This window comes from Burkholderia sp. SIMBA_051 (assembly GCF_046534915.1).
Taxonomy (GTDB): Bacteria; Pseudomonadota; Gammaproteobacteria; order Burkholderiales; family Burkholderiaceae; genus Burkholderia; species Burkholderia ambifaria.
In genome coordinates this window covers 232204-251858 of the sequence record NZ_JAWRXS010000004.1, presented here as the reverse complement: position 1 = coordinate 251858, position 19655 = coordinate 232204, and the positions used below count along the sequence as shown (strand labels likewise).

The following is a 19655-nucleotide window of genomic DNA, read 5'->3' as shown; positions in this document are numbered from 1 at the left end:
AACCTGCGCCCTGTGCGTCAGATAAAGCACGATGTGTGCCACGTCGGAGGCGATTCCCTCGAGAGCCGCTTGGCAGCGGGCTAACGGCTAAGTCAGCTAGGGGCGTATAAGACGCCAAAATAACCCGGCAGCAAATCGGGACAATCACCAATCTTGTGCAATTCGCCCGTACCGCGTGCGTTCGCGCGAATATTGCACCGCAGCGAAACATGGGTGGTCGATGCCGGATTCGCACATCGAAGCGTGTTTCGCGCATTAAAATCGCGCATCGGTATCCACGATTGATGAGGTGAAGGGATGAACGTAACGCTGCGCCAGCTTCGCGTGTTCATCGAGGTAGCGCGGCTCAGGAGCTTCAGCCGCGCGGGCGACGAGATCGGGCTCACGCAGTCCGCGGTGAGCCGTTGTGTGCGTGAGCTCGAGACGGAGCTCGGGCTGAAGCTGATCGACCGGACCACGCGCGACGTGCAGTTGACCGATGTCGGCGCAAACCTGATCGCGAGCGTGTCCCGGCTGATCGACGATCTCGACGACACGCTGCGCGAGATTCGCGAGATCGGCGAGCAGCGGCGGGGGCGCGTGATCGTCGCCGCGAGCCCGACGATCGCGTGCCGGCTGATGCCGCGTGTCGTCGCGTCGTGCGAGCGCCAGTTCCCGTTCGTCACGCTTGGCTTGCGCGACGACGTGCAGAGCGACGTGCTGCGCAAGGTGAAGTCGAGTGAGGTCGATTTCGGCGTCGTCATCGGGCCGCTCACCGTGGCCGATCTCGTGTGCGAACCGTTGATGACCGACTCGTTCTGCCTGGTCGCGCGCGCCGATCATCCGCTTGCGGCGCGGCCCGAGGTGCCGTGGACAGCACTCGACGGCGAGCGCCTGGTGCTGCTCGACCATGCGTCCGGAAGCCGGCCGCTGATCGACGCTGCGCTGGCCACCCATCGGGTGAACGCGACCGTCATGCAGGAACTCGGCCATTCGGCGACGGTATTCGGGCTCGTCGAGGCCGGGGTCGGCGTGAGCGTGCAGCCGTGGCTGTCGCTACCGCTGCCGGCAGGATCGACGCTGGTCGCGCGGCCGCTGACGCCGCGTACCGAGCGCACCGTCGAGCTGGTGCGCCGCCGCGACCGGTCGCTGTCGCCCGCCGCGCAGGCGATCTGGGAGCTCGCGCGCCAGATGCCGGCGCGGGCGGAGGATCTCGACTGACGGTGCGGATCCGGTACGCACGCCGGTACACTACGCGGATCGTGTTCCACGGGGGCAGTTCTCGATGACGCATTCCGCAGATGCCGGCCCGGCGACGGGCGCGCCGGCGGCACGCAGCGCGGTCCAGGCGCTGCGTCCGTCGCTGATCAGGGAAGTGGCGAACGCCGGCTTCGACGTGCCCGACGTGCTGCCGTTCTGGTTCGGCGAATCCGATCGCGTGACGCCGGCATTCATTCGCGACGCGGCCGCGGCGGCGCTGCGCGACGGCGCAACCTTCTATACGCAGAACCTCGGCACCGTCCCGCTGCGCCGCGCGATCGCAGCCTACGTGAGCGCGCGGCACGGCGCGACGCCGGTCGATACGGTCGCCGTGACGAGTTCGGGCGTGAGCGCGCTGATGCTCGCCGCGCAACTGCTGGTCGGTCCGGGCGATCGCGTCGTCGCGGTCACGCCGCTCTGGCCGAACCTCGTCGAAATCCCGAAAATCCTCGGTGCACAGGTCGAATGCGTGCCGCTCGGCCATGGCGAGGCGGGCTGGCGGCTCGATGTCGACCGGCTGCTCGCGGCGCTGACGCCCGACACGCGGATGCTGTTCGTCAACTCGCCGAACAATCCGACCGGCTGGACGATGTCCCGCGACGACCAGCAGGCCGTGCTCGCGCATTGCCGACGGCACGGCATCTGGGTGGTCGCCGACGAAGTGTACGAACGACTCGCGTTCGGTGCGGCCGGCGCGCCGTCGTTCCTCGATATCGCGTCGCGCGACGAGCGGCTGATCGTCGTGAATTCGTTCTCGAAGGCTTGGGCGATGACCGGCTGGCGGCTTGGATGGCTGGTCGCGTCGGCGCCGGTCATCGGCGATCTGTCGAAGCTGGTCGAATACAACACGTCGTGCGCGCCCGGGTTCATCCAGGCTGCAGGCGAAGTCGCGCTGCGCGACGGCGAGCCGTTCGTGCAGTCGTTCGTCGCGGCGCTGCGCGGCGCGCGTGACCATCTCGTCGCCGCGCTGCGCACGCTGCCGGGCGTCGACGTGCCGCCTCCGCCGGGCGCGATGTATCTGTTCCTGCGCTTACCGGGCGCCGAAGACAGCCTCGCGTTCTGCAAGTCGCTGGTTCGTGAGACGGGGCTCGGACTGGCGCCGGGGCGTGCGTTCGGCCCAGAGGGGGAAGGGTTCGTGCGCTGGTGCTATGCATGCGATCCGGCCCGGCTCGATGCGGGCGTCGAGCGCTTGCGACGCTTCCTCGCGCACGGCGCGGGCCCGCGCTGAAGCGGGGACGGAGCGCCGCGGGGCCCGCGGAACGGCGGGCCATTCGGCTCATCTTTACGCACCGGGCGAATTTGCGTAATATGGCGCTCAGTCACGCGGTTCCGTCGTTGAGCCGTGCTGTTCCGTCCGGTTTGGGCCTGGCTTGAAGTTGGTTCGCCGCCCCCGGTTCGTGCTCCCATCAATATGACCGATCAGAATCGGGCGAGCGCGTCTTCCGTTACTTTCGTCTGTTTGATCCGGTTCGTTTGACCACAGGGTCTGGCCTAGCTGCATGAATACCCAAGAGGCGAAGATCGTCCTCGAGACTGCTTTGATCTGCGCGCAGGAACCGCTGAAGCTCGGCGATTTGCGCAAGCTCTTTGCCGACGGCGTGTCGGCTGACACGGTCCGCACGTTGCTCGAAGATCTGAAACAGGATTGGTCCGGCCGCGGTGTCGAACTGGTGGCGCTGGCAACCGGATGGCGCTTTCAGAGCAAGCCGGCGATGCGTCACTACCTGGATCGACTGCATCCCGAGAAGCCGCCGAAATATTCGCGCGCGGTGCTCGAAACGCTCGCGATCATTGCGTATCGGCAACCCGTCACGCGCGGCGACATCGAAGAGATTCGCGGCGTCACGGTCAATACGCAGGTGGTCAAGCAGCTCGAGGATCGCGGCTGGATCGAGGTGATCGGGCATCGCGACGTGCCGGGGCGTCCGGCGCTGTATGCGACGACCAAGCAGTTCCTCGACGATCTCGGCCTGAAGGCGCTGGACGACCTGCCCGCGCTCGAGGAGCCCGCCGCGAACATCGAGGCAGCGCTGCTCGCGCAGCAGGCGATGGACTTCGACGGCGACGTGCCGGCGGTGGAAGCGGCGCAGGAAGCCGGCGAAGCGGCGGTCGACGAACCGCACGCGCAGCCGGACGAATTGCAGGGCGACGCGGCGACGGACGTCGCGTCGACGCACGAAATACCGAACCGCGATACGCTGGAAGCTGATCGCGTTCAAACCGAACAGGGCGGCGCCGAAGCAGCGCCGGCCGGCGCGCAGTCCGAGCCGCCGCGCGCGGAGTGGAACGAGGAAGATCGCAAGCCGGCCGCCGACGCGGTTGCCGGAGACGGAGCGGAGGCGCTCGGCGACATGCCGGGCGAGGCTGGAAACGCCGGCGCCTCACGATCCGGTCCCGCGGATGGCGAGATGCTGGACGATACGTCCGACAGCCTTGCCGATGCCGTACGCAGTGCCAGTGCGCCCATCGGCGCCGACGCGCTGCCGGACGACGAAGCAGAACCCGAACAGCGCCGCGCCTGATCGCGGCCGACTTCTTGCCGCGCCCGCGCCGGGCGCGAGACCTGACATTTTGAGGTTGTTTTGACAGATATCCACGATATTGAATCGTCCGCGCCTGCCGCACAGGCCGCGCGTGCCGACGATGCGCCGGAGCAGGACGCTCCGGCCGCGGGTGGTGACGAGCGTCCCCGCCGCGGCCTGCGGCGCGGTCCGCGCAGCCTGATCGCGCGTCGCCGCGCGGCGGCCAAGTCGAAGGGCGCCGAGGGCGAGTCGCAGGACGGCGAAGGCGCAGACGCGCCGCCGGCCGAGGCCGCCGAAGCGCAGCCCGCACGCGCACCGCGCAAGGAAGGCGCGGCCAGGGGTGGCCGCAAGCCGGCCGCCAAGCGTGAAGGTGCACCCAAGGGCGCGCAGGGCGGACAAGGCGGCCAGGGGCGGCGTGGCAGCCCGGCGAAAGCCGAGGGCGGCGCGGCGAAGGCCGAAGGCGATGCAGCGTCGCAGGACGATCTGTTCGCCTATGTGACGTCGCCGGCCTTCGACGCGGACAACTCCGCGGGCGGCAGCGGCGTGCGTGCGCCGATGCTGCGGCGCGGTCGCACTCAGCCGACGAACAAGCGCGTGCTGTCGCCGGACGACGACGCGCCGAAGCTTCACAAGGTGCTCGCGGAAGCGGGCATGGGCTCGCGCCGCGAAATGGAAGAGCTGATCGTCGCCGGCCGCGTGTCGGTGAACGGTGAGCCCGCGCACATCGGCCAGCGCATCATGCCGACCGATCAGGTCCGCATCAATGGCAAGCCGGTCAAGCGCAAGCTGCCGAACAAGCCGCCGCGCGTGCTGCTGTACCACAAGCCGACGGGCGAAATCGTCAGCCATGCGGATCCGGAAGGCCGTCCGTCGGTGTTCGATCGCCTGCCGCCGATGAAGACGGCGAAATGGCTCGCGGTGGGCCGCCTCGACTTCAACACCGAAGGTCTGCTGATGCTGACCACGTCCGGCGATCTCGCGAACCGCTTCATGCATCCGCGTTACAGCGTCGAGCGCGAGTATGCGGTGCGTGTCGTCGGCGAGCTGTCCGAAGGGATGCGGCAGAAGCTGCTGCATGGCGTCGAGCTCGATGACGGCCCGGCGAACTTCCTGCGCATCCGCGACGGCGGCGGCGAAGGCACGAACCACTGGTATCACGTTGCGCTGGCCGAAGGCCGCAACCGCGAAGTGCGCCGTATGTTCGAAGCGGCCGGCCTGATGGTGAGCCGCCTGATCCGTACGCGCCACGGCCCGATCCCGCTGCCGCGTGGCCTGAAGCGCGGTCGTTGGGAAGAGCTCGACGAGGCGCAGGTGCGCAAGCTGATGGCGACCGTCGGCCTGAAGGCGCCGTCCGAGGAAAAGGGCAAGCGCGGTGGCAGTGGGCCGGCCGAGCGCCGCCAGCCGGATCCGATGCAGACGTCGATGGGCTTCATCAGCCGTGAGCCGGTGCTGACCACGCATGGTCAACTCGACCAGCCGCGTCGCGGCGGCGGTCGGCGCGGCGGCCCCGGCCTGCCGGGCCTGAGCGGCTACGGCAGCCTGCCGGTTTCGCCGTCGGGCCATGGCAACCGCTCGGGTGGCGGTCGCGATGTCGACGGCAATCGCGCGTCGTATGGCGCCGGTCCCAAGCGTGAAGGCGGCGCGGGCGCCAAGCGTGGCGGCAGCAAGGGTGGCGGTAACCGCAACCCGAACGGCAATCGCGCCGAAGGCGGCGGCAACACCGGTGGTGGTGCACGCGGCGGTCAGCGCCCGCAGCGCAATCGCTCGCGCGGTCGCTGAGCGTTTCTGGCGGACGGCGGCGTCAAGCCGCCGGCGTGCCGGCGAAATCGGCGTGAATCCGGTTCGGTCGGCACCGCGCGCTGCGTGACTTGCTTTCGACTGTATATATATTGCGCTGCCGGATTGTGCCTGGTCGGACAGTCCGGTTTCGCATTTTTTCGGTAAATGCGGGCTGGGCGCTGCATTTACCGGCTAGCTTGGCGTTTGCGCCAAAAAACGCTATAATCGCAGAGTCGCTGGGCGTACGGATTCAATGTGCGGCTCAGGTGCGACCACCAGTAAGAAGATGGGCGTTCCGCCCATTTTTTTTTGCTGAAACGGTTAGGCATCTCGGGTAGCGCTTCCTGCGCCGGCTAAGGCGCGCGCCCGCGGGTGTAATCGCGAGCGGCGGGCGCGAACACCTGAGAGGACACTGTGCAACTGACGGAACTGATAGAAACCACGGTCACCGGGCTCGGCTACGAGCTGGTGGATCTCGAGCGCACCGGGCGCGGCATGCTTTGCATCTATATCGATCAGCTTGCCGGCATCTCGCTCGAAGATTGCGAAAAGGTCACGCGTCAGCTCCAGCACGTCTTGACGGTCGAAAACATCGATTACGAACGGCTCGAAGTCTCGTCCCCGGGGCTCGACCGCCCGTTGAAGAAACTGGCCGACTTCGAGCGCTTCGCCGGCAGCGAAGTTTCCGTGACCTTGAAAAAGCCGCTGGACGGGCGCAAGACGTACCGCGGCATTCTGCACGCGCCGAATGGCGAAACGATCGGTTTGGAATTTGAGGGGAAGAAGGGCGAGGCGGCCATGCTGGATTTCACGCTGGCAGACATCGACAAAGCCCGCCTGATTCCGCAAGTTGACTTTAGGAGCCGCAAATAATGAGTCGCGAAGTGTTGATGCTGGTGGATGCGCTGGCGCGCGAGAAAAACGTCGACAAGGATGTGGTGCTGGGCGCCCTCGAGGCTGCGCTCGCGTCCGCTTCCAAGAAGCTGTTCGACGAAGGCGCCGAAATCCGCGTCCATATCGATCGCGAAAGCGGCGAGCACGAAACCTTCCGTCGCTGGCTCGTCGTCCCTGACGAGGCAGGCTTGCAGGAGCCGGATCGCGAGATCCTGCTGTTCGAAGCGCGTGAGCAGAATCCCGACGTCGAAGTCGGCGAATTCGTCGAGGAGCCGGTGCCGTCGATCGAGTTCGGCCGTATCGGCGCGCAGGCCGCCAAGCAGGTGATCCTGCAGAAGGTGCGCGATGCCGAACGCGAGCAGATCCTGAACGACTACCTCGAGCGCGGCGAAAAGATCATGACTGGCACGGTGAAGCGCCTCGACAAGGGCAACTTCATCGTCGAATCGGGCCGCGTCGAAGCGCTGCTGCGCCGCGACCAGCTGATTCCGAAGGAAAACCTGCGCGTGGGCGACCGCGTGCGTGCGTACATCGCAAAGGTCGACCGCACCGCGCGCGGTCCGCAGATCGAACTCTCGCGCACGGCGCCCGAGTTCCTGATGAAGCTGTTCGAGATGGAAGTGCCGGAAATCGAGCAGGGCCTGCTCGAGATCAAGGCAGCCGCTCGCGATCCGGGCGTGCGCGCGAAGATCGGCGTGATCGCCTACGACAAGCGGATCGATCCGATCGGTACCTGCGTCGGCATCCGCGGCTCCCGCGTGCAGGCCGTGCGCAACGAGCTTGGTGGCGAAAACATCGACATCGTGCTATGGTCCGAGGATCCCGCCCAGTTCGTGATCGGCGCGCTCGCGCCGGCAGCCGTCCAGTCGATCGTCGTCGATGAAGAAAAGCACTCGATGGACGTCGTCGTCGACGAGAACGAGCTGGCTGTCGCGATCGGCCGCAGCGGTCAGAACGTTCGCCTTGCCGGCGAACTGACCGGCTGGCAGATCAACATCATGACGCCGGACGAATCCGCCCTGAAGCAGGGTGAAGAGCGCGATCGACTGCGTGCGCTCTTCATGGCGCGTCTCGACGTCGACGAAGAAGTTGCCGATATCCTGATCGACGAAGGCTTCACGAGCCTCGAAGAGATCGCTTACGTGCCGCTCAACGAAATGCTCGAAATCGAGGCATTCGACGAGGACACCGTGCACGAGCTGCGCAACCGCGCACGCGACGCACTGTTGACGATGGCGATCGCCAACGAAGAAAAGGTCGAAAACGCAGCGCTGGATTTGAAGGGCCTCGACGGCGTGACGCCGGAGTTGCTCGCAAAGCTGGCCGAACACGGCATGCAGACGCGGGACGATCTCGCCGAGCTGGCTGTGGATGAACTGGTCGACATGACCGGGATGGAAGAGGATGCCGCTAAGGCGTTGATCATGAAAGCACGTGAACACTGGTTCCAGTGAGAAATGACCATGGCGCACTGATTTGATGGCGGCCGTATGGCCTGACCCGATGCTAACCGCAAGGAATCGGTCCTTGCACTAAGAGGAATGAATGGCGAGTAACAACGTAGCCCAATTTGCCGCGGAACTGAAAATGCCTGCTGGTGTGCTGCTCGAACAGCTGCAGGCAGCGGGCGTCCAGAAAGCGAGTGAAGACGATGCGCTGTCCGAGGCGGACAAGGCGCGTCTGCTCGATCATTTGCGCAAGTCGCACGGCGCAACCGACGGCGACAAGCGCAAGATCACGCTGACCCGCAAGCATACGTCGGAGATCAAGCAATCTGACGCGACGGGCAAGGCTCGCACCATTCAGGTCGAGGTCCGCAAGAAGCGTACGTTCGTCAAGCGCGACGACGTGGCCGAAGGTGCGGAACAGGGTCAGGCGCAGGTCGCCGAAGCGGACGACGATGCGGAACTGAAGCGTCGCGAGGAAGAAGCGCGCCGCGAGGCCGAGCTGCTCGAGAAGCAGGCGCAGGAACTGCGCGAGCGCCAGGAGCGCCTCGAGCGCGAGGAAGCCGAGCGCCGCGCCCGCGAGGAAGCGGCCGAGGCCCAGCGCCGTCGTGCCGAGGAAGAAGCGGCAGCGAAGCGTGCCGCGGCCGCAGCCGTAGAGGCACAGCAGGCTGCTGCCCAGCAGGCCGCCGAGGCTCAGCAGGAAACGGCCGGTGCGCAGTCCGCGCAGGACGAAGCACGCGCGGCCGCCGAACGTGCGGCCCAGCGCGAAGCGGCGAAGAAGGCCGAGGACGCTGCCCGCGAGGCGGCGGACAAGACGCGCGCCGAGCAGGAAGAGATTCGCAAGCGTCGCGAGGCGGCCGAGGCCGAAGCGCGCGCGATCCGCGAAATGATGAACACGCCGCGCAAGGCCGTGGTCAAGGCAGTCGAGCCGCCGAAGCCGGTGGAACCGCCGAAGCCGGTCGAAGCGAAGGGCACGCTGCACAAGCCGGCAAAGCCGGCGGGCGCAAGCGCGGCACGTCCGGCCGTGAAGAAGCCGGCCGGCGCAGCGCCGGCGACCACGCAGGCACCGGCAGGTGCGGGCGACCGCAACAAGAAGCCGGGTGGCGGCAAGGGCGGCTGGCAGGACGACGCAGCGAAGCGCCGCGGCATCAAGACGCGCGGCGATTCGAGCGGCGGCGTCGACCGCGGCTGGCGCGGCGGCCCGAAGGGCCGTGGCCGTCACCAGGACAGCGCATCGACGTTCCAGGCACCGACCGAACCGATCGTGCGTGAAGTGCACGTGCCGGAAACCGTCTCGGTTGCCGATCTCGCGCACAAGATGTCGATCAAGGCCTCGGAAGTCATCAAGGTGATGATGAAGATGGGCCAGATGGTCACGATCAACCAGGTGCTGGACCAGGAAACGGCGATGATCGTCGTCGAGGAACTGGGCCACCGCGCGGTTGCCGCGAAGCTGGACGATCCGGAAGCGCTGCTGGTCGAAGGCGAGACCACCACCGATGCGGAGCAGCTGCCGCGTCCGCCGGTCGTCACCGTGATGGGCCACGTCGACCACGGCAAGACCTCGCTGCTCGACCACATCCGCCGCGCGAAGGTTGCAGCGGGCGAAGCGGGCGGCATTACGCAGCATATCGGCGCATACCACGTCGAAACGCCGCGCGGCGTCATCACGTTCCTCGATACGCCGGGTCACGAGGCGTTCACGGCAATGCGTGCACGCGGCGCGAAGGCGACCGACATCGTGGTGCTGGTGGTGGCTGCCGACGACGGCGTGATGCCGCAGACGAAGGAAGCCATCGCTCACGCGAAGGCGGGTGGCGTGCCGATCGTCGTGGCGATCAACAAGATCGACAAGCCGGAAGCGAACCCGGACCGCGTCAAGCAGGAACTGGTCGCTGAAGGCGTCGTGCCGGAAGAATACGGTGGCGATTCGCCGTTCGTGCCGGTGTCGGCGAAGACGGGCGTCGGTATCGACGACCTGCTCGAGAACGTGCTGCTGCAGGCCGAAGTGCTGGAACTGAAGGCACCGATCGAGGCGCCGGCCAAGGGCATCGTGATCGAAGCGAAGCTGGACAAGGGCAAGGGCCCGGTCGCGACGATCCTGGTGCAGTCGGGTACGCTGAACCGCGGCGACGTCGTGCTCGCAGGCTCGGCTTATGGCCGCGTGCGTGCGATGCTCGACGAGAACGGCAAGCCGACGAAGGAAGCCGGCCCGTCGATCCCGGTCGAAATCCAGGGTCTGTCGGAAGTGCCGGGTGCCGGTGAGGAAGTGATCGTGCTGCCGGACGAGCGCAAGGCGCGCGAAATCGCGCTGTTCCGCCAGGGCAAGTTCCGCGACGTCAAGCTGGCGAAGCAGCAGGCCGCGAAGCTGGAAAGCATGCTCGAGCAGATGGGCGAAGGCGAAGTGCAGAACCTGCCGCTCATCATCAAGGCGGACGTGCAGGGCTCGCAGGAAGCGCTCGTGCAGTCGCTGCTCAAGCTGTCGACCGACGAAGTGCGCGTGCAGATCGTGCACAGCGCGGTGGGTGGCATCAGCGAAAACGACGTCAACCTCGCGACGGCATCGAAGGCGGTCATCATCGGCTTCAACACGCGTGCGGATGCACAGGCGCGCAAGCTGGCCGAATCGAACGGTATCGACATCCGCTACTACAACATCATCTACGACGCAGTGGATGAGGTGAAGGCCGCGATGTCGGGCATGCTGGCGCCGGAGAAGCGCGAAGTCATCACCGGTATGGTCGAGGTGCGCCAGGTGTTCAAGGTGCCGAAGATCGGCACGGTCGCCGGCTGTATGGTCACGGACGGTATCGTCAAGCGCTCGTCGTCGGTGCGCGTACTGCGCAACAACGTCGTGATCTTCACGGGCGAACTCGAATCGCTGAAGCGCTTCAAGGACGACGTGAAGGAAGTGAAGCAAGGCTTCGAGTGCGGTATGTCGGTGAAGAACTTCAACGACGTCACCGAAGGCGACCAGTTCGAAGTCTTCGAAGTGACCGAAGTCGCGCGTACGCTGTAATCGTCGCGTATCGGCTCGTGGGCGGGGCAGGCTTGTGGGCCTGTCCCGCCCATTTTCATGGCGGCGCGCCAGACGGCGGCCGCATTATCCTGATAAACGAATCAGGGATGGATCATGTCCAGGAAACGTACTTCCCCCAATCGCAACGTTCAGATCGCCGACCAGATTCAGCGCGATCTGTCCGAACTCATCATGCGCGAGGTCAAAGACCCGCGCATCGGTATCGTGACCATCCAGAGCGTGGAGCTCACGCCCGACTACGCGCACGCGAAGATCTATTTCACGGCGCTGACCGGCGATCCGGACAAGACGCAGGAAGCGCTGAACCACGCGTCGGGTCACCTTCACAACCTGCTGTTCAAGCGCCTGCACATTCATACGGTGCCGACGCTGCATTTCCATTACGACCAGACGATCGAGAAGGCCGTGGAAATGTCGCGCCTGATCAAGGAGGCCAACTCGACGCGCGCGAAGGACGACGACGAAGCCGACGCGCCCGCGAAGGACGATTGAGCGCGCGCGCCCTATGACGAATGCAGCCCCCCAGCGTCCGCGCGTGCCCCGGCGCGCGCTGGACGGCGTTCTCCTGCTCGACAAGCCGGTCGGCCTGTCGAGCAACGACGCCCTGATTCGCGCGAAGCGCCTGCTTCTCGCGAAGAAAGCCGGTCACACCGGCACGCTCGATCCGCTGGCCTCGGGCCTGTTGCCGCTGTGCTTCGGCGAGGCGACGAAGTTCTCGCAGGACTTGCTGGAAGCGGACAAGACCTACGAAGCGACGATGCGTCTGGGCGTGCGTACGACCACCGGCGACGCGGAAGGCGACGTGCTCGACACACGCGCCGTCGAATGCGACCGCGCGGCGGTGGAAGCCGCGCTCGTGCGCTTTACCGGCGAGATCGTGCAGGTGCCGCCGATGTATTCGGCGCTCAAGCGCGACGGCAAGCCGCTGTACGAATATGCGCGCGCGGGCCAGACGGTCGAACGGGAAGGCCGCAACGTGACGATTCATGCACTCGACCTGCTGGCCTGCGAGCTGCCGGACGTGACGTTTCGCGTGACCTGCAGCAAGGGCACGTATGTGCGGACGCTGGCCGAAGATATCGGCGAAGCGCTCGGTTGCGGCGCGCATCTGACGATGTTGCGTCGTACGGGCGTCGGTGCGCTGACGCTCGAGCATGCGGTGACGCTCGACGCGCTGTCCGATGCGGACGAAGCGGCGCGCGATGCGTGGCTTCAGCCGGTCGACGCGCTGTTGTCGACGTTTCCGCTGGTGCGTCTCGACGAAGCCGGCGCGAAGCGGTTCCTGCATGGTCAGCGCTTGCCGCTGTCGGCGCTCGATCCGATCGATGCGGCGGAGGGCGAGCGTGTGCGCGTGTACGATGCGGCACGGCTGCTCGGCGTGGCGCGCAAGGCCAACGGCGTGCTCGCACCCGAACGCCTGGTCGTGACGGCTGCGTGATGCGCGGCGCGCAAGCGCCGCCGTCGGAATGAAAAAATAGCCCGGTCGGAATCGACCGGGCTATTTTGTTTGGCGCGCTCGTTCGAGCGCGGTGCTCAATGTTCAGTGCGCAGCCGACGCCGCCGCGCCCGCATCGCCGCCGCCCGCGCGTTCGGGCTTCGTGATCCAGATCAGTCCGATCAGCAGCACGAAGATCGCCGCCGAGATATAGAACAGATCGTTCACGCCCAGTTGCGCGGCCTGCTGCGTGGCCATGTTGTTGATGAGGCCGTGCGCCTGGTTCTGTGTCAGCCCGAAGTTGCCCATCTGCGTGACGGCCTGGTTGAACGTCGGGTTGTACGGGTTGGCCTGCTCGACCAGTTGCGCGTGGTGGAAGTTGTTCCGGTGATCCCACGCGGTCTGGAAGATCGACGTGCCGATGCCGCCGCACATGATCCGCACGAAGTTCGACAGGCCCGATGCGGCGGGAATGCGATGGCCGGGCAGGCCGGACAGCGTGATCGACACGAGCGGGATGAAGAAGCCGGCCATCGCGATGCCTTGCACGAGCGTCGGCAGCGTCAGTGACCACTCGTCGACGCCGGTCGTATAGCGCGAGCGCATCCAGAAGCACAGCGCGAACGTGAGGAATGCGGCGGTCGCGATGTAGCGCGGGTCCGTGCGCGGCAGGAACTTGCCGGTCAGCGGCGACAGCAGGATCGCGAACAGCCCCACGGGCGCCATCACGAGGCCCGCATCGGTGGCCGTGTAGCCGATCTGCGTCTGCAGCCACAGCGGCAGCAGCACGAGGTTGCCGAAGTAGAGCCCGTAGCCGACCGCGAGCGCGATCGTGCCGCCCGTGAAATTGCGCATGCGGAACAGCGACAGGTCGACGACCGGATGTTCGGCGGTCAGCTCCCAGATCACGAAGAACGCGAACGAGATGATCGCGATCAGCGCGAGCACGATGATCGTCGTCGACGCGAACCAGTCGAGATCCTTGCCCTTGTCGAGCATGATCTGCAGCGAACCGACCCAAAGCACGAGCAGCGCGAGGCCGACGCCGTCGATCGGCGCGCGGCGCACCGTCGATTCGCGCGTGCGATAGATCGACCACGTGGCCAGCGCGGCGGCGATGCCGACCGGGATGTTCACGTAGAAGATCCACGGCCACGAATAGTTGTCGGAGATCCAGCCGCCGAGGATCGGGCCCGCGACCGGTGCGATCAGCGTCGTCATCGACCACAGCGCGAGCGCCATCGGCGCCTTCGCGCGCGGGTAGCTCGACAGCAGCAGCGATTGCGACAGCGGAATCATCGGCCCCGCGACCGCGCCTTGCAGCACGCGCGACGCGAGCAGGAACGGCAGGGTCGGCGCCAGCCCGCACATCCACGACGAGATGACGAACAGGAGGATCGACGCGAGAAACAGGCGAACCTGTCCGAAGCGATCGGTCAGCCAGCCGGTCAGCGGCACGGAGATCGCGTTCGCGACCGCGAACGACGTGATGACCCACGTACCCTGGTCGGACGATACGCCGAGGTCGCCCGAGATGGTCGGGATCGCGACGTTCGCGATGGACGTGTCGAGCACGTTCATGAACACCGCGAGCGATACCGCGATCGTCCCGAGCACGAGTTGCCCGCCCTGCAGGGGCGGGTGGGAGACTGGAGCCTGTGCCATGTCGGTAGTTTTTCCGGAGTCGGAGTCGTTACATCATCTTGGCGGCGCCGCTTGCCTTCGCGGCGGCCGGCGCCGGCGCGTTGCCGCCCGCGTTCTCGGCGATGATGCGTGCGATCTCGGCGTCGGCTTCATCGCCGTACTTCGCGAACACGTTGGTCTCGTAGACGGTGTTCTGCGCGTTGGCGAGCTGGTCGCCGCGCTCGTCCTTGATGTTGACGTCGACCTGCATCGACAGGCCGATGCGCAGCGGATGCTTCTCGAGCTCCTTCGGATCGATCTCGATACGCACCGGCAGGCGCTGCACGACCTTGATCCAGTTGCCCGTTGCGTTCTGCGCCGGCAGCAGCGAGAACGCCGAGCCCGTCCCGGCCGAGAAGCCGACGACCTTGCCGTGGTAGACCGCCGACGAGCCGTAGATGTCGGCCGTCAGCTCGACCGGCTGGCCGATGCGCATGTGCTTGAGCTGGACTTCCTTGAAGTTCGCGTCGACCCACACCGCATTCAGCGGCACGACCGACATCAGCGGGTTGCCCGGCGACACGCGCTGGCCGACCTGCACCGAGCGCTTCGCGACATAGCCGGTGACCGGCGCGGGCAGCACGTTACGCGCGTTCGCGAGGTACGCGTCGCGCACCTTTGCCGCGGCAGCCATCACGTTCGGGTGCGACGCGATCGTCGTGTTGGCGGTCAGCGCGCGGTTCGATGCGAGCTGCTGTTGCGCCGCGTCGACCGACGCCTGGGCGGCGCGCACCGCGTCGCGAGCGTGGGAGATTTCTTCCTGCGACACGGCGCCCGTCTGCGCGACGGCCACCCGGCGGCGCAGGTCGTCCTGCGCCTTCGACAGGTCGGACTGGCGCAGCGCGACTTGCGCGCGGTATTGATCGTCGTTGACGAACAGGCCGCGCACCTGGCGCACCGTTTGCGCGAGGTTGGCCTCGGCCTGCTGCAGCGCGACCTGCGAGTCGGCCGGATCGAGCACGACCAGCGGGTCGCCGGCCTTGACCGTCTGCGTATCGTCGGCCTTCACGGCGATCACGGTACCCGTGATCTGCGGCGTGATCTGCACGACGTTGCCGTTTACGTACGCGTCGTCGGTCTCTTCATGGAAGCGCGCGACGAGGAAGTAGTACAGGCCGTACGCGATGGCCGCGATCACGATGACCGCGATCAGCAGCGTCATCATCCGTTTGCGCTTCCCGTTGTTCTGCGGCTGTGCGCTGGCGGCGTTTTGTTGAGGGTCGCTCATGGCGATTTTCTCCGTCCGTTATTTCGAGTGTCTGCGTAGTGGTGGCGCCGGATCAGTTGGCGGCCTGTTTCGTCGGCTTGTCGGCGTCGGGCGCGGCGAGCCGCGTGCCGGTCGCGTCGAACCCGCCGCCGAGCGCCTTGATCAGCGCGAGCTGCATGTCGCGCCGGCGCATCTTCAGGTTGGTCACCGTCTGTTCCGATGCGAGGCGGTTGCTGTCCGCGGTCAGCACCTGGAGCTGGGGCGACAGGCCGGCCTTGTAGCGGATCACGGCGAGATCGTATGCACGCGTCGACGCGTCGAGCGCACGCTGCGCGTCGTCCATCTGGCGATCGACCGCGCGGATCGACGCGACCTGCGTCGCGACGTCGTTCAGCGCGTTGATCAGCGTCTGGTTGTAGTTCGCGACCGACAGGTCGAAGTCCGCATAGCGGCCCTTGAGCTGCGCGCGCAACGCGCCGGCATCGAAGATCGGCAGGTGGATGGCCGGACCGAACTGCGCCTGGCGGCTCGCGAAATTCAGGAATTTGCCCCAGCCGAACGCATCGAAGCCGAAGCCGGCAGCGAGGTTCACGTCCGGGAAGAATTCGGCCTTCGCTTCCTTCACGTCGTGCATCGCGGCCTCGACCTGCCAGCGCGCGGCGACGATGTCGGGGCGGCGCGCCACGAGGTCGGCCGGCAGGTTGCCGGGCAGCGCGACGTCGCCGGCCGGGCTCATCACCGGCGCGGCGATCTGCAGCCCGCGGTCCGGACCCTTGCCGAGCAGCGCGGCGAGCTGGTAGCGCACGGTCGTGATCTGGCCGTCGAGGTCGGACAGCGACGCCTGGGTCGTCGCGATATTGCCGCGCGCGGTCTGGCGTTCCACGTTGGTGTCGAGGCCGGCCGACACGCGGCCGTCGGTGATCTTGCCGACCGTCTGGCGGTTGGTGATCTCGCGTTGCGCGATGTCGCGCAGCGCATAGAGTTGCGCGAGCGAGTTGTAGGTGCGGGCGACCGACGCCGCGAGCGTGATGCGCGCCTGCTGCATGTCGGCTTCCGCGGCCTTTTCCTGCGACACGGCCGTGTGCAGGCGCTCGCGATTCTTGCCCCACAGGTCGAGATCCCACGACGCGCTCGCGAGCGCGTTGTTCTCGCTGTACCACTGGCCGCCGTACGGCGGCGGGAACAGCGCGTTCGACGAATACAGCTCGCGCGTCCATGAGTAGCTGGCTTCGGCCTTCGGCATCAGGTTCGAGCGCGACGATTCGATGTACGACGATGCTTTCGCGATGCGCGCCTGCGCCTGCGCGATCGACGGGCTGCCCTCGAGCGCTTCGTCGATCAGCTTCGGCAGCTGCGGATCGCCGAACTGGTTGGCCCAGTCGAGCGCCGGCCACTGGCCGCCCTGGGCCGGCAGGCTCTGGGTGGTGTCGAATTGTGACGCGGGAGCGATCTGCTTGTCGCTCTTGATGCCGATGTAGTTTGCGCAGCCCGCCAGCGCCAGCGCGGCAACCGCGGCGGCGACGGCGGCGCGGCACGACCCGGCGCGCACGGACAACGGGGAGGGTTTCATCGCGCTGTTCCCTGACTCGGAATGAATGATGGACACTGCAAGGATTTCCTTACATTAATCTGTCAAAAGTAATTGTTATGGCAACTATTGCGGGGCGCTACCGCCGGCGTTCTCGCAATAGTTGCTGAGAATGCGGCGCAGCATGCTCTTGAGGAACCCGACTTCTTCCGGCGTAAATCCGCCGAGCAGCTCGTCGAGCACGCTGCGGAACACCGGCGGCAGCCGCTCGGCAAGCGCCCGGCCTTCGTCGGTCAGCTCGAGCCGCACGACCCGCCGATCCTCGATGCTGCGCACGCGGGACAGCAGCCCGCGCTTCTCGACGCGATCGAGCAGGCGCGTGACCGCGCTCGCGTCGATCCCGTATTCCCGCGCGAGCTCGGCGGCCGTCGAGCATCTGCCGACTGCGATCATGAACAGCATGCTCGCCTGCGTGCCGGTGATGCCGAGCTCTTCCTGCGTGCGTTGCGTGACGAGGTTGGTCATCACCGATTTCACACGCGACATCAGATAACCGACGCTGTCGTTCATCTGATACGAGGACAGCGGCGAAACAGGCGGTTGGGAAGGAGAATCCGACATAAAACCCTGAGGCTGCAATAGTTGACTAGGCAGCAGTATAGGCACAATTGCTTGCCGCGGCAAATGTTAATCGAACGGGCGAGGGCGCGCTCCGCGCCCCAAAATCCCCTTGTCGGCGTCAGGGTCTTCGGCGTGCCGCCGGCCCGTCGATCCGGAGCGGGGCAGCCGCAGGGGCGGGTGGTTTGTTGCGCTGCAACGAACAGCGCGGCTGCGGCCACGCTCACGTGCTATAATTTGTGGTTTCCAAGCTGCAACGCGCGCGCACGTGTCCCACGGACTGACGAGCGTGCGCGTTTGCGCGTTCAACGATTTCCAGGTTTCTATGACCCGCGCCCTTCGCAATATCGCCATCATCGCCCACGTCGACCACGGCAAGACCACGCTCGTCGACCAACTGCTTCGCCAGTCCGGCACCTTCCGCGAGAACCAGCAGATTGCCGAACGGGTGATGGACTCGAACGACATCGAAAAAGAGCGCGGGATCACGATTCTCGCGAAGAACTGCGCGGTCGAATACGAAGGCACGCACATCAACATCGTCGACACGCCGGGGCACGCGGACTTCGGCGGCGAAGTGGAGCGCGTGCTGTCGATGGTCGACTCGGTGCTGCTGCTCGTCGACGCAGTTGAAGGCCCGATGCCGCAGACCCGCTTCGTCACGAAGAAGGCGCTCGCGCTCGGCCTGAAGCCGATCGTCATCGTCAACAAGATCGATCGTCCGGGTGCGCGGATCGACTGGGTCATCAACCAGACCTTCGACCTGTTCGACAAGCTGGGCGCGACCGAAGAGCAGCTCGACTTCCCGATCGTCTACGCATCGGGCCTGAACGGCTATGCGTCGCTCGACCCGGCCGCGCGCGAGGGCGACATGCGCCCGCTGTTCGAGGCGGTCCTCCAGCACGTGCCGGTCCGTCCGGCCGATCCGGACGCGCCGCTGCAGCTGCAAATTACGTCGCTCGACTATTCGACGTACGTCGGCCGGATCGGCGTCGGCCGCATCACGCGCGGCCGCATCAAGCCGGGTCAGCCGGTCGCGATGCGCTTCGGCCCGGAAGGCGATGTGCTGAACCGCAAGATCAACCAGGTGCTGTCGTTCACGGGCCTCGAGCGCGTGCAGGTCGACTCGGCCGAAGCCGGCGACATCGTGCTGATCAACGGTATTGAAGATGTCGGCATCGGCGCGACGATCTGCGCGGTGGATACGCCGGAAGCGCTGCCGATGATCACCGTCGACGAGCCGACGCTGACGATGAACTTCCTCGTCAACTCGTCGCCGCTGGCCGGCCGCGAAGGCAAGTTCGTCACGAGCCGCCAGATCCGCGATCGCCTGATGAAGGAACTGAACCACAACGTCGCGCTGCGCGTGAAGGACACGGGCGACGAAACGGTGTTCGAAGTGTCGGGCCGCGGCGAGCTGCACCTGACGATTCTCGTCGAAAACATGCGCCGTGAAGGCTATGAGCTGGCCGTGTCGCGTCCGCGCGTCGTGATGCAGGAAATCGACGGCGTGCGCCACGAGCCGTACGAGCTGCTGACCGTCGACGTCGAAGACGAGCACCAGGGCGGCGTGATGGAAGAGCTCGGCCGCCGCAAGGGCGAAATGCTCGACATGGCGTCGGACGGCCGCGGCCGCACGCGTCTGGAATACAAGATCTCGGCGCGTGGCCTGATCGGCTTCCAGAGCGAATTCCTGACGCTCACGCGCGGCACGGGCCTGATGAGCCACATCTTCGACTCGTACGCACCGGTCAAGGACGGCTCGGTCTTCGAGCGCCGCAACGGCGTGCTGATCTCGCAGGACGACGGCGCGGCAGTGGCATACGCACTGTGGAAACTGCAGGATCGCGGCCGCATGTTCGTGAAGCCGGGCGACGCGCTGTATGAGGGCATGATCATCGGCATCCACAGCCGCGACAACGACCTCGTCGTGAACCCGATCAAGGGCAAGCAGCTGACCAACGTGCGTGCGTCGGGTACCGACGAAGCCGTGCGTCTCGTGCCGCCGGTCCAGATGTCGCTCGAATACGCGGTCGAATTCATCGACGACGACGAGCTCGTCGAAGTGACGCCGCAGTCGATCCGCCTGCGCAAGCGCTTCCTGAAGGAGCACGAGCGTCGCCGCGCGAGCCGCGAAGGCGCGGTCGACTAAGCATCGATCGTTCCCGTGCATGACGAAAAAGGCTGCCTTCGGGCGGCCTTTTTTGCATCTTCGCGCGGTGCAACCGGAGCGGTTGCAAAACACTGTTCCCCGGTGTCGTGGCA

Annotated in this window: 14 protein-coding genes; 10 read left to right on the top strand and 4 right to left on the bottom strand. The window is 66.2% G+C overall.

The genetic code is table 11. The features are described from left to right. The first annotated feature begins 297 nt into the window (after positions 1-297). The 9 genes from SB771_RS11535 (at position 298) to truB (ending at position 12357) form a co-directional block, all read left to right on the top strand. The gene (locus tag SB771_RS11535; RefSeq protein ID WP_011656685.1) at positions 298-1200 is read left to right on the top strand and encodes a LysR family transcriptional regulator; all 903 of its coding nucleotides are present in this window, start codon (positions 298-300) and stop codon (positions 1198-1200) included. A gap of 64 nt (positions 1201-1264) precedes the next feature. Further along, positions 1265-2467, top strand: coding sequence for a pyridoxal phosphate-dependent aminotransferase (locus SB771_RS11530; RefSeq protein ID WP_175660680.1), 1203 nt, complete (start codon positions 1265-1267; stop codon positions 2465-2467). Positions 2468-2738: 271 nt separating this feature from the next. Further along, a complete protein-coding gene (gene scpB, locus SB771_RS11525; protein ID WP_175660681.1) occupies positions 2739-3761 on the top strand; it encodes an SMC-Scp complex subunit ScpB in 1023 nt (340 codons plus the stop codon). 60 nt (positions 3762-3821) lie between these two features. Next, the gene (rluB, locus tag SB771_RS11520) at positions 3822-5540 is read left to right on the top strand and encodes a 23S rRNA pseudouridine(2605) synthase RluB (RefSeq protein WP_126227620.1); all 1719 of its coding nucleotides are present in this window, start codon (positions 3822-3824) and stop codon (positions 5538-5540) included. Between the two features lie 414 nt (positions 5541-5954). Further along, positions 5955-6413, top strand: coding sequence for a ribosome maturation factor RimP (gene rimP / locus SB771_RS11515; RefSeq protein ID WP_006752291.1), 459 nt, complete (start codon positions 5955-5957; stop codon positions 6411-6413). Continuing rightward, positions 6413-7888 carry a transcription termination factor NusA gene (gene nusA / locus SB771_RS11510; RefSeq protein WP_006752290.1) on the top strand — a complete coding sequence of 492 codons (1476 nt, stop codon included), beginning with the start codon at positions 6413-6415 and terminating at the stop codon, positions 7886-7888. The genes rimP and nusA overlap by 1 nt, the downstream gene beginning before the upstream one ends. 91 nt (positions 7889-7979) lie before the next feature. Next, on the top strand, positions 7980-10898 hold the full coding sequence (gene infB / locus SB771_RS11505) for a translation initiation factor IF-2 (RefSeq protein WP_175660682.1): 2919 nt from the start codon (positions 7980-7982) through the stop codon (positions 10896-10898). Positions 10899-11012: 114 nt separating this feature from the next. After that, on the top strand, positions 11013-11411 hold the full coding sequence (gene rbfA, locus SB771_RS11500; protein WP_006752288.1) for a 30S ribosome-binding factor RbfA: 399 nt from the start codon (positions 11013-11015) through the stop codon (positions 11409-11411). Between the two features lie 13 nt (positions 11412-11424). Then, positions 11425-12357, top strand: coding sequence for a tRNA pseudouridine(55) synthase TruB (truB, locus tag SB771_RS11495; RefSeq protein ID WP_006757630.1), 933 nt, complete (start codon positions 11425-11427; stop codon positions 12355-12357). A 102-nt stretch (positions 12358-12459) separates the two neighbouring features. Here truB and SB771_RS11490 read toward each other — a convergent pair whose 3' ends face one another. The 4 genes from SB771_RS11490 to SB771_RS11475 all read right to left on the bottom strand — a co-directional run bounded on the left by SB771_RS11490 (position 12460) and on the right by SB771_RS11475 (position 17393). Next, positions 12460-14019 carry a DHA2 family efflux MFS transporter permease subunit gene (locus SB771_RS11490; protein WP_175660683.1) on the bottom strand — a complete coding sequence of 520 codons (1560 nt, stop codon included), beginning with the start codon at positions 14017-14019 and terminating at the stop codon, positions 12460-12462. Positions 14020-14047: 28 nt separating this feature from the next. Further along, positions 14048-15265: an efflux RND transporter periplasmic adaptor subunit gene (locus SB771_RS11485; RefSeq protein WP_012363744.1), complete on the bottom strand. Its 1218-nt coding sequence runs from the start codon at positions 15263-15265 to the stop codon at positions 14048-14050. Positions 15266-15317: 52 nt separating this feature from the next. Then, the gene (locus SB771_RS11480) at positions 15318-16814 is read right to left on the bottom strand and encodes an efflux transporter outer membrane subunit (RefSeq protein WP_165751314.1); all 1497 of its coding nucleotides are present in this window, start codon (positions 16812-16814) and stop codon (positions 15318-15320) included. 84 nt (positions 16815-16898) lie between these two features. Then, a complete protein-coding gene (locus tag SB771_RS11475) occupies positions 16899-17393 on the bottom strand; it encodes a MarR family winged helix-turn-helix transcriptional regulator (RefSeq protein ID WP_105834276.1) in 495 nt (164 codons plus the stop codon). A gap of 322 nt (positions 17394-17715) precedes the next feature. Between SB771_RS11475 and typA the strand changes: the two genes are divergently transcribed. Beyond that, the gene (gene typA / locus SB771_RS11470; RefSeq protein ID WP_006752282.1) at positions 17716-19542 is read left to right on the top strand and encodes a translational GTPase TypA; all 1827 of its coding nucleotides are present in this window, start codon (positions 17716-17718) and stop codon (positions 19540-19542) included. Positions 19543-19655 lie beyond the last annotated feature (113 nt).

What these genes read in the sequence shown, in the direction of transcription:
- SB771_RS11475 (WP_105834276.1), bottom strand. Translation starts at nt 17,393, where the DNA reads ATGTCGGATTCTCCTTCCCAACCGCCTGTTTCGCCGCTGTCCTCGTAT.
- truB (WP_006757630.1), top strand. Translation starts at nt 11,425, where the DNA reads ATGACGAATGCAGCCCCCCAGCGTCCGCGCGTGCCCCGGCGCGCGCTG.
- SB771_RS11490 (WP_175660683.1), bottom strand. Translation starts at nt 14,019, where the DNA reads ATGGCACAGGCTCCAGTCTCCCACCCGCCCCTGCAGGGCGGGCAACTC.
- typA (WP_006752282.1), top strand. Translation starts at nt 17,716, where the DNA reads ATGACCCGCGCCCTTCGCAATATCGCCATCATCGCCCACGTCGACCAC.
- rbfA (WP_006752288.1), top strand. Translation starts at nt 11,013, where the DNA reads ATGTCCAGGAAACGTACTTCCCCCAATCGCAACGTTCAGATCGCCGAC.
- SB771_RS11535 (WP_011656685.1), top strand. Translation starts at nt 298, where the DNA reads ATGAACGTAACGCTGCGCCAGCTTCGCGTGTTCATCGAGGTAGCGCGG.
- SB771_RS11485 (WP_012363744.1), bottom strand. Translation starts at nt 15,265, where the DNA reads ATGAGCGACCCTCAACAAAACGCCGCCAGCGCACAGCCGCAGAACAAC.
- nusA (WP_006752290.1), top strand. Translation starts at nt 6,413, where the DNA reads ATGAGTCGCGAAGTGTTGATGCTGGTGGATGCGCTGGCGCGCGAGAAA.
- infB (WP_175660682.1), top strand. Translation starts at nt 7,980, where the DNA reads ATGGCGAGTAACAACGTAGCCCAATTTGCCGCGGAACTGAAAATGCCT.
- scpB (WP_175660681.1), top strand. Translation starts at nt 2,739, where the DNA reads ATGAATACCCAAGAGGCGAAGATCGTCCTCGAGACTGCTTTGATCTGC.
- SB771_RS11480 (WP_165751314.1), bottom strand. Translation starts at nt 16,814, where the DNA reads ATGAAACCCTCCCCGTTGTCCGTGCGCGCCGGGTCGTGCCGCGCCGCC.
- SB771_RS11530 (WP_175660680.1), top strand. Translation starts at nt 1,265, where the DNA reads ATGACGCATTCCGCAGATGCCGGCCCGGCGACGGGCGCGCCGGCGGCA.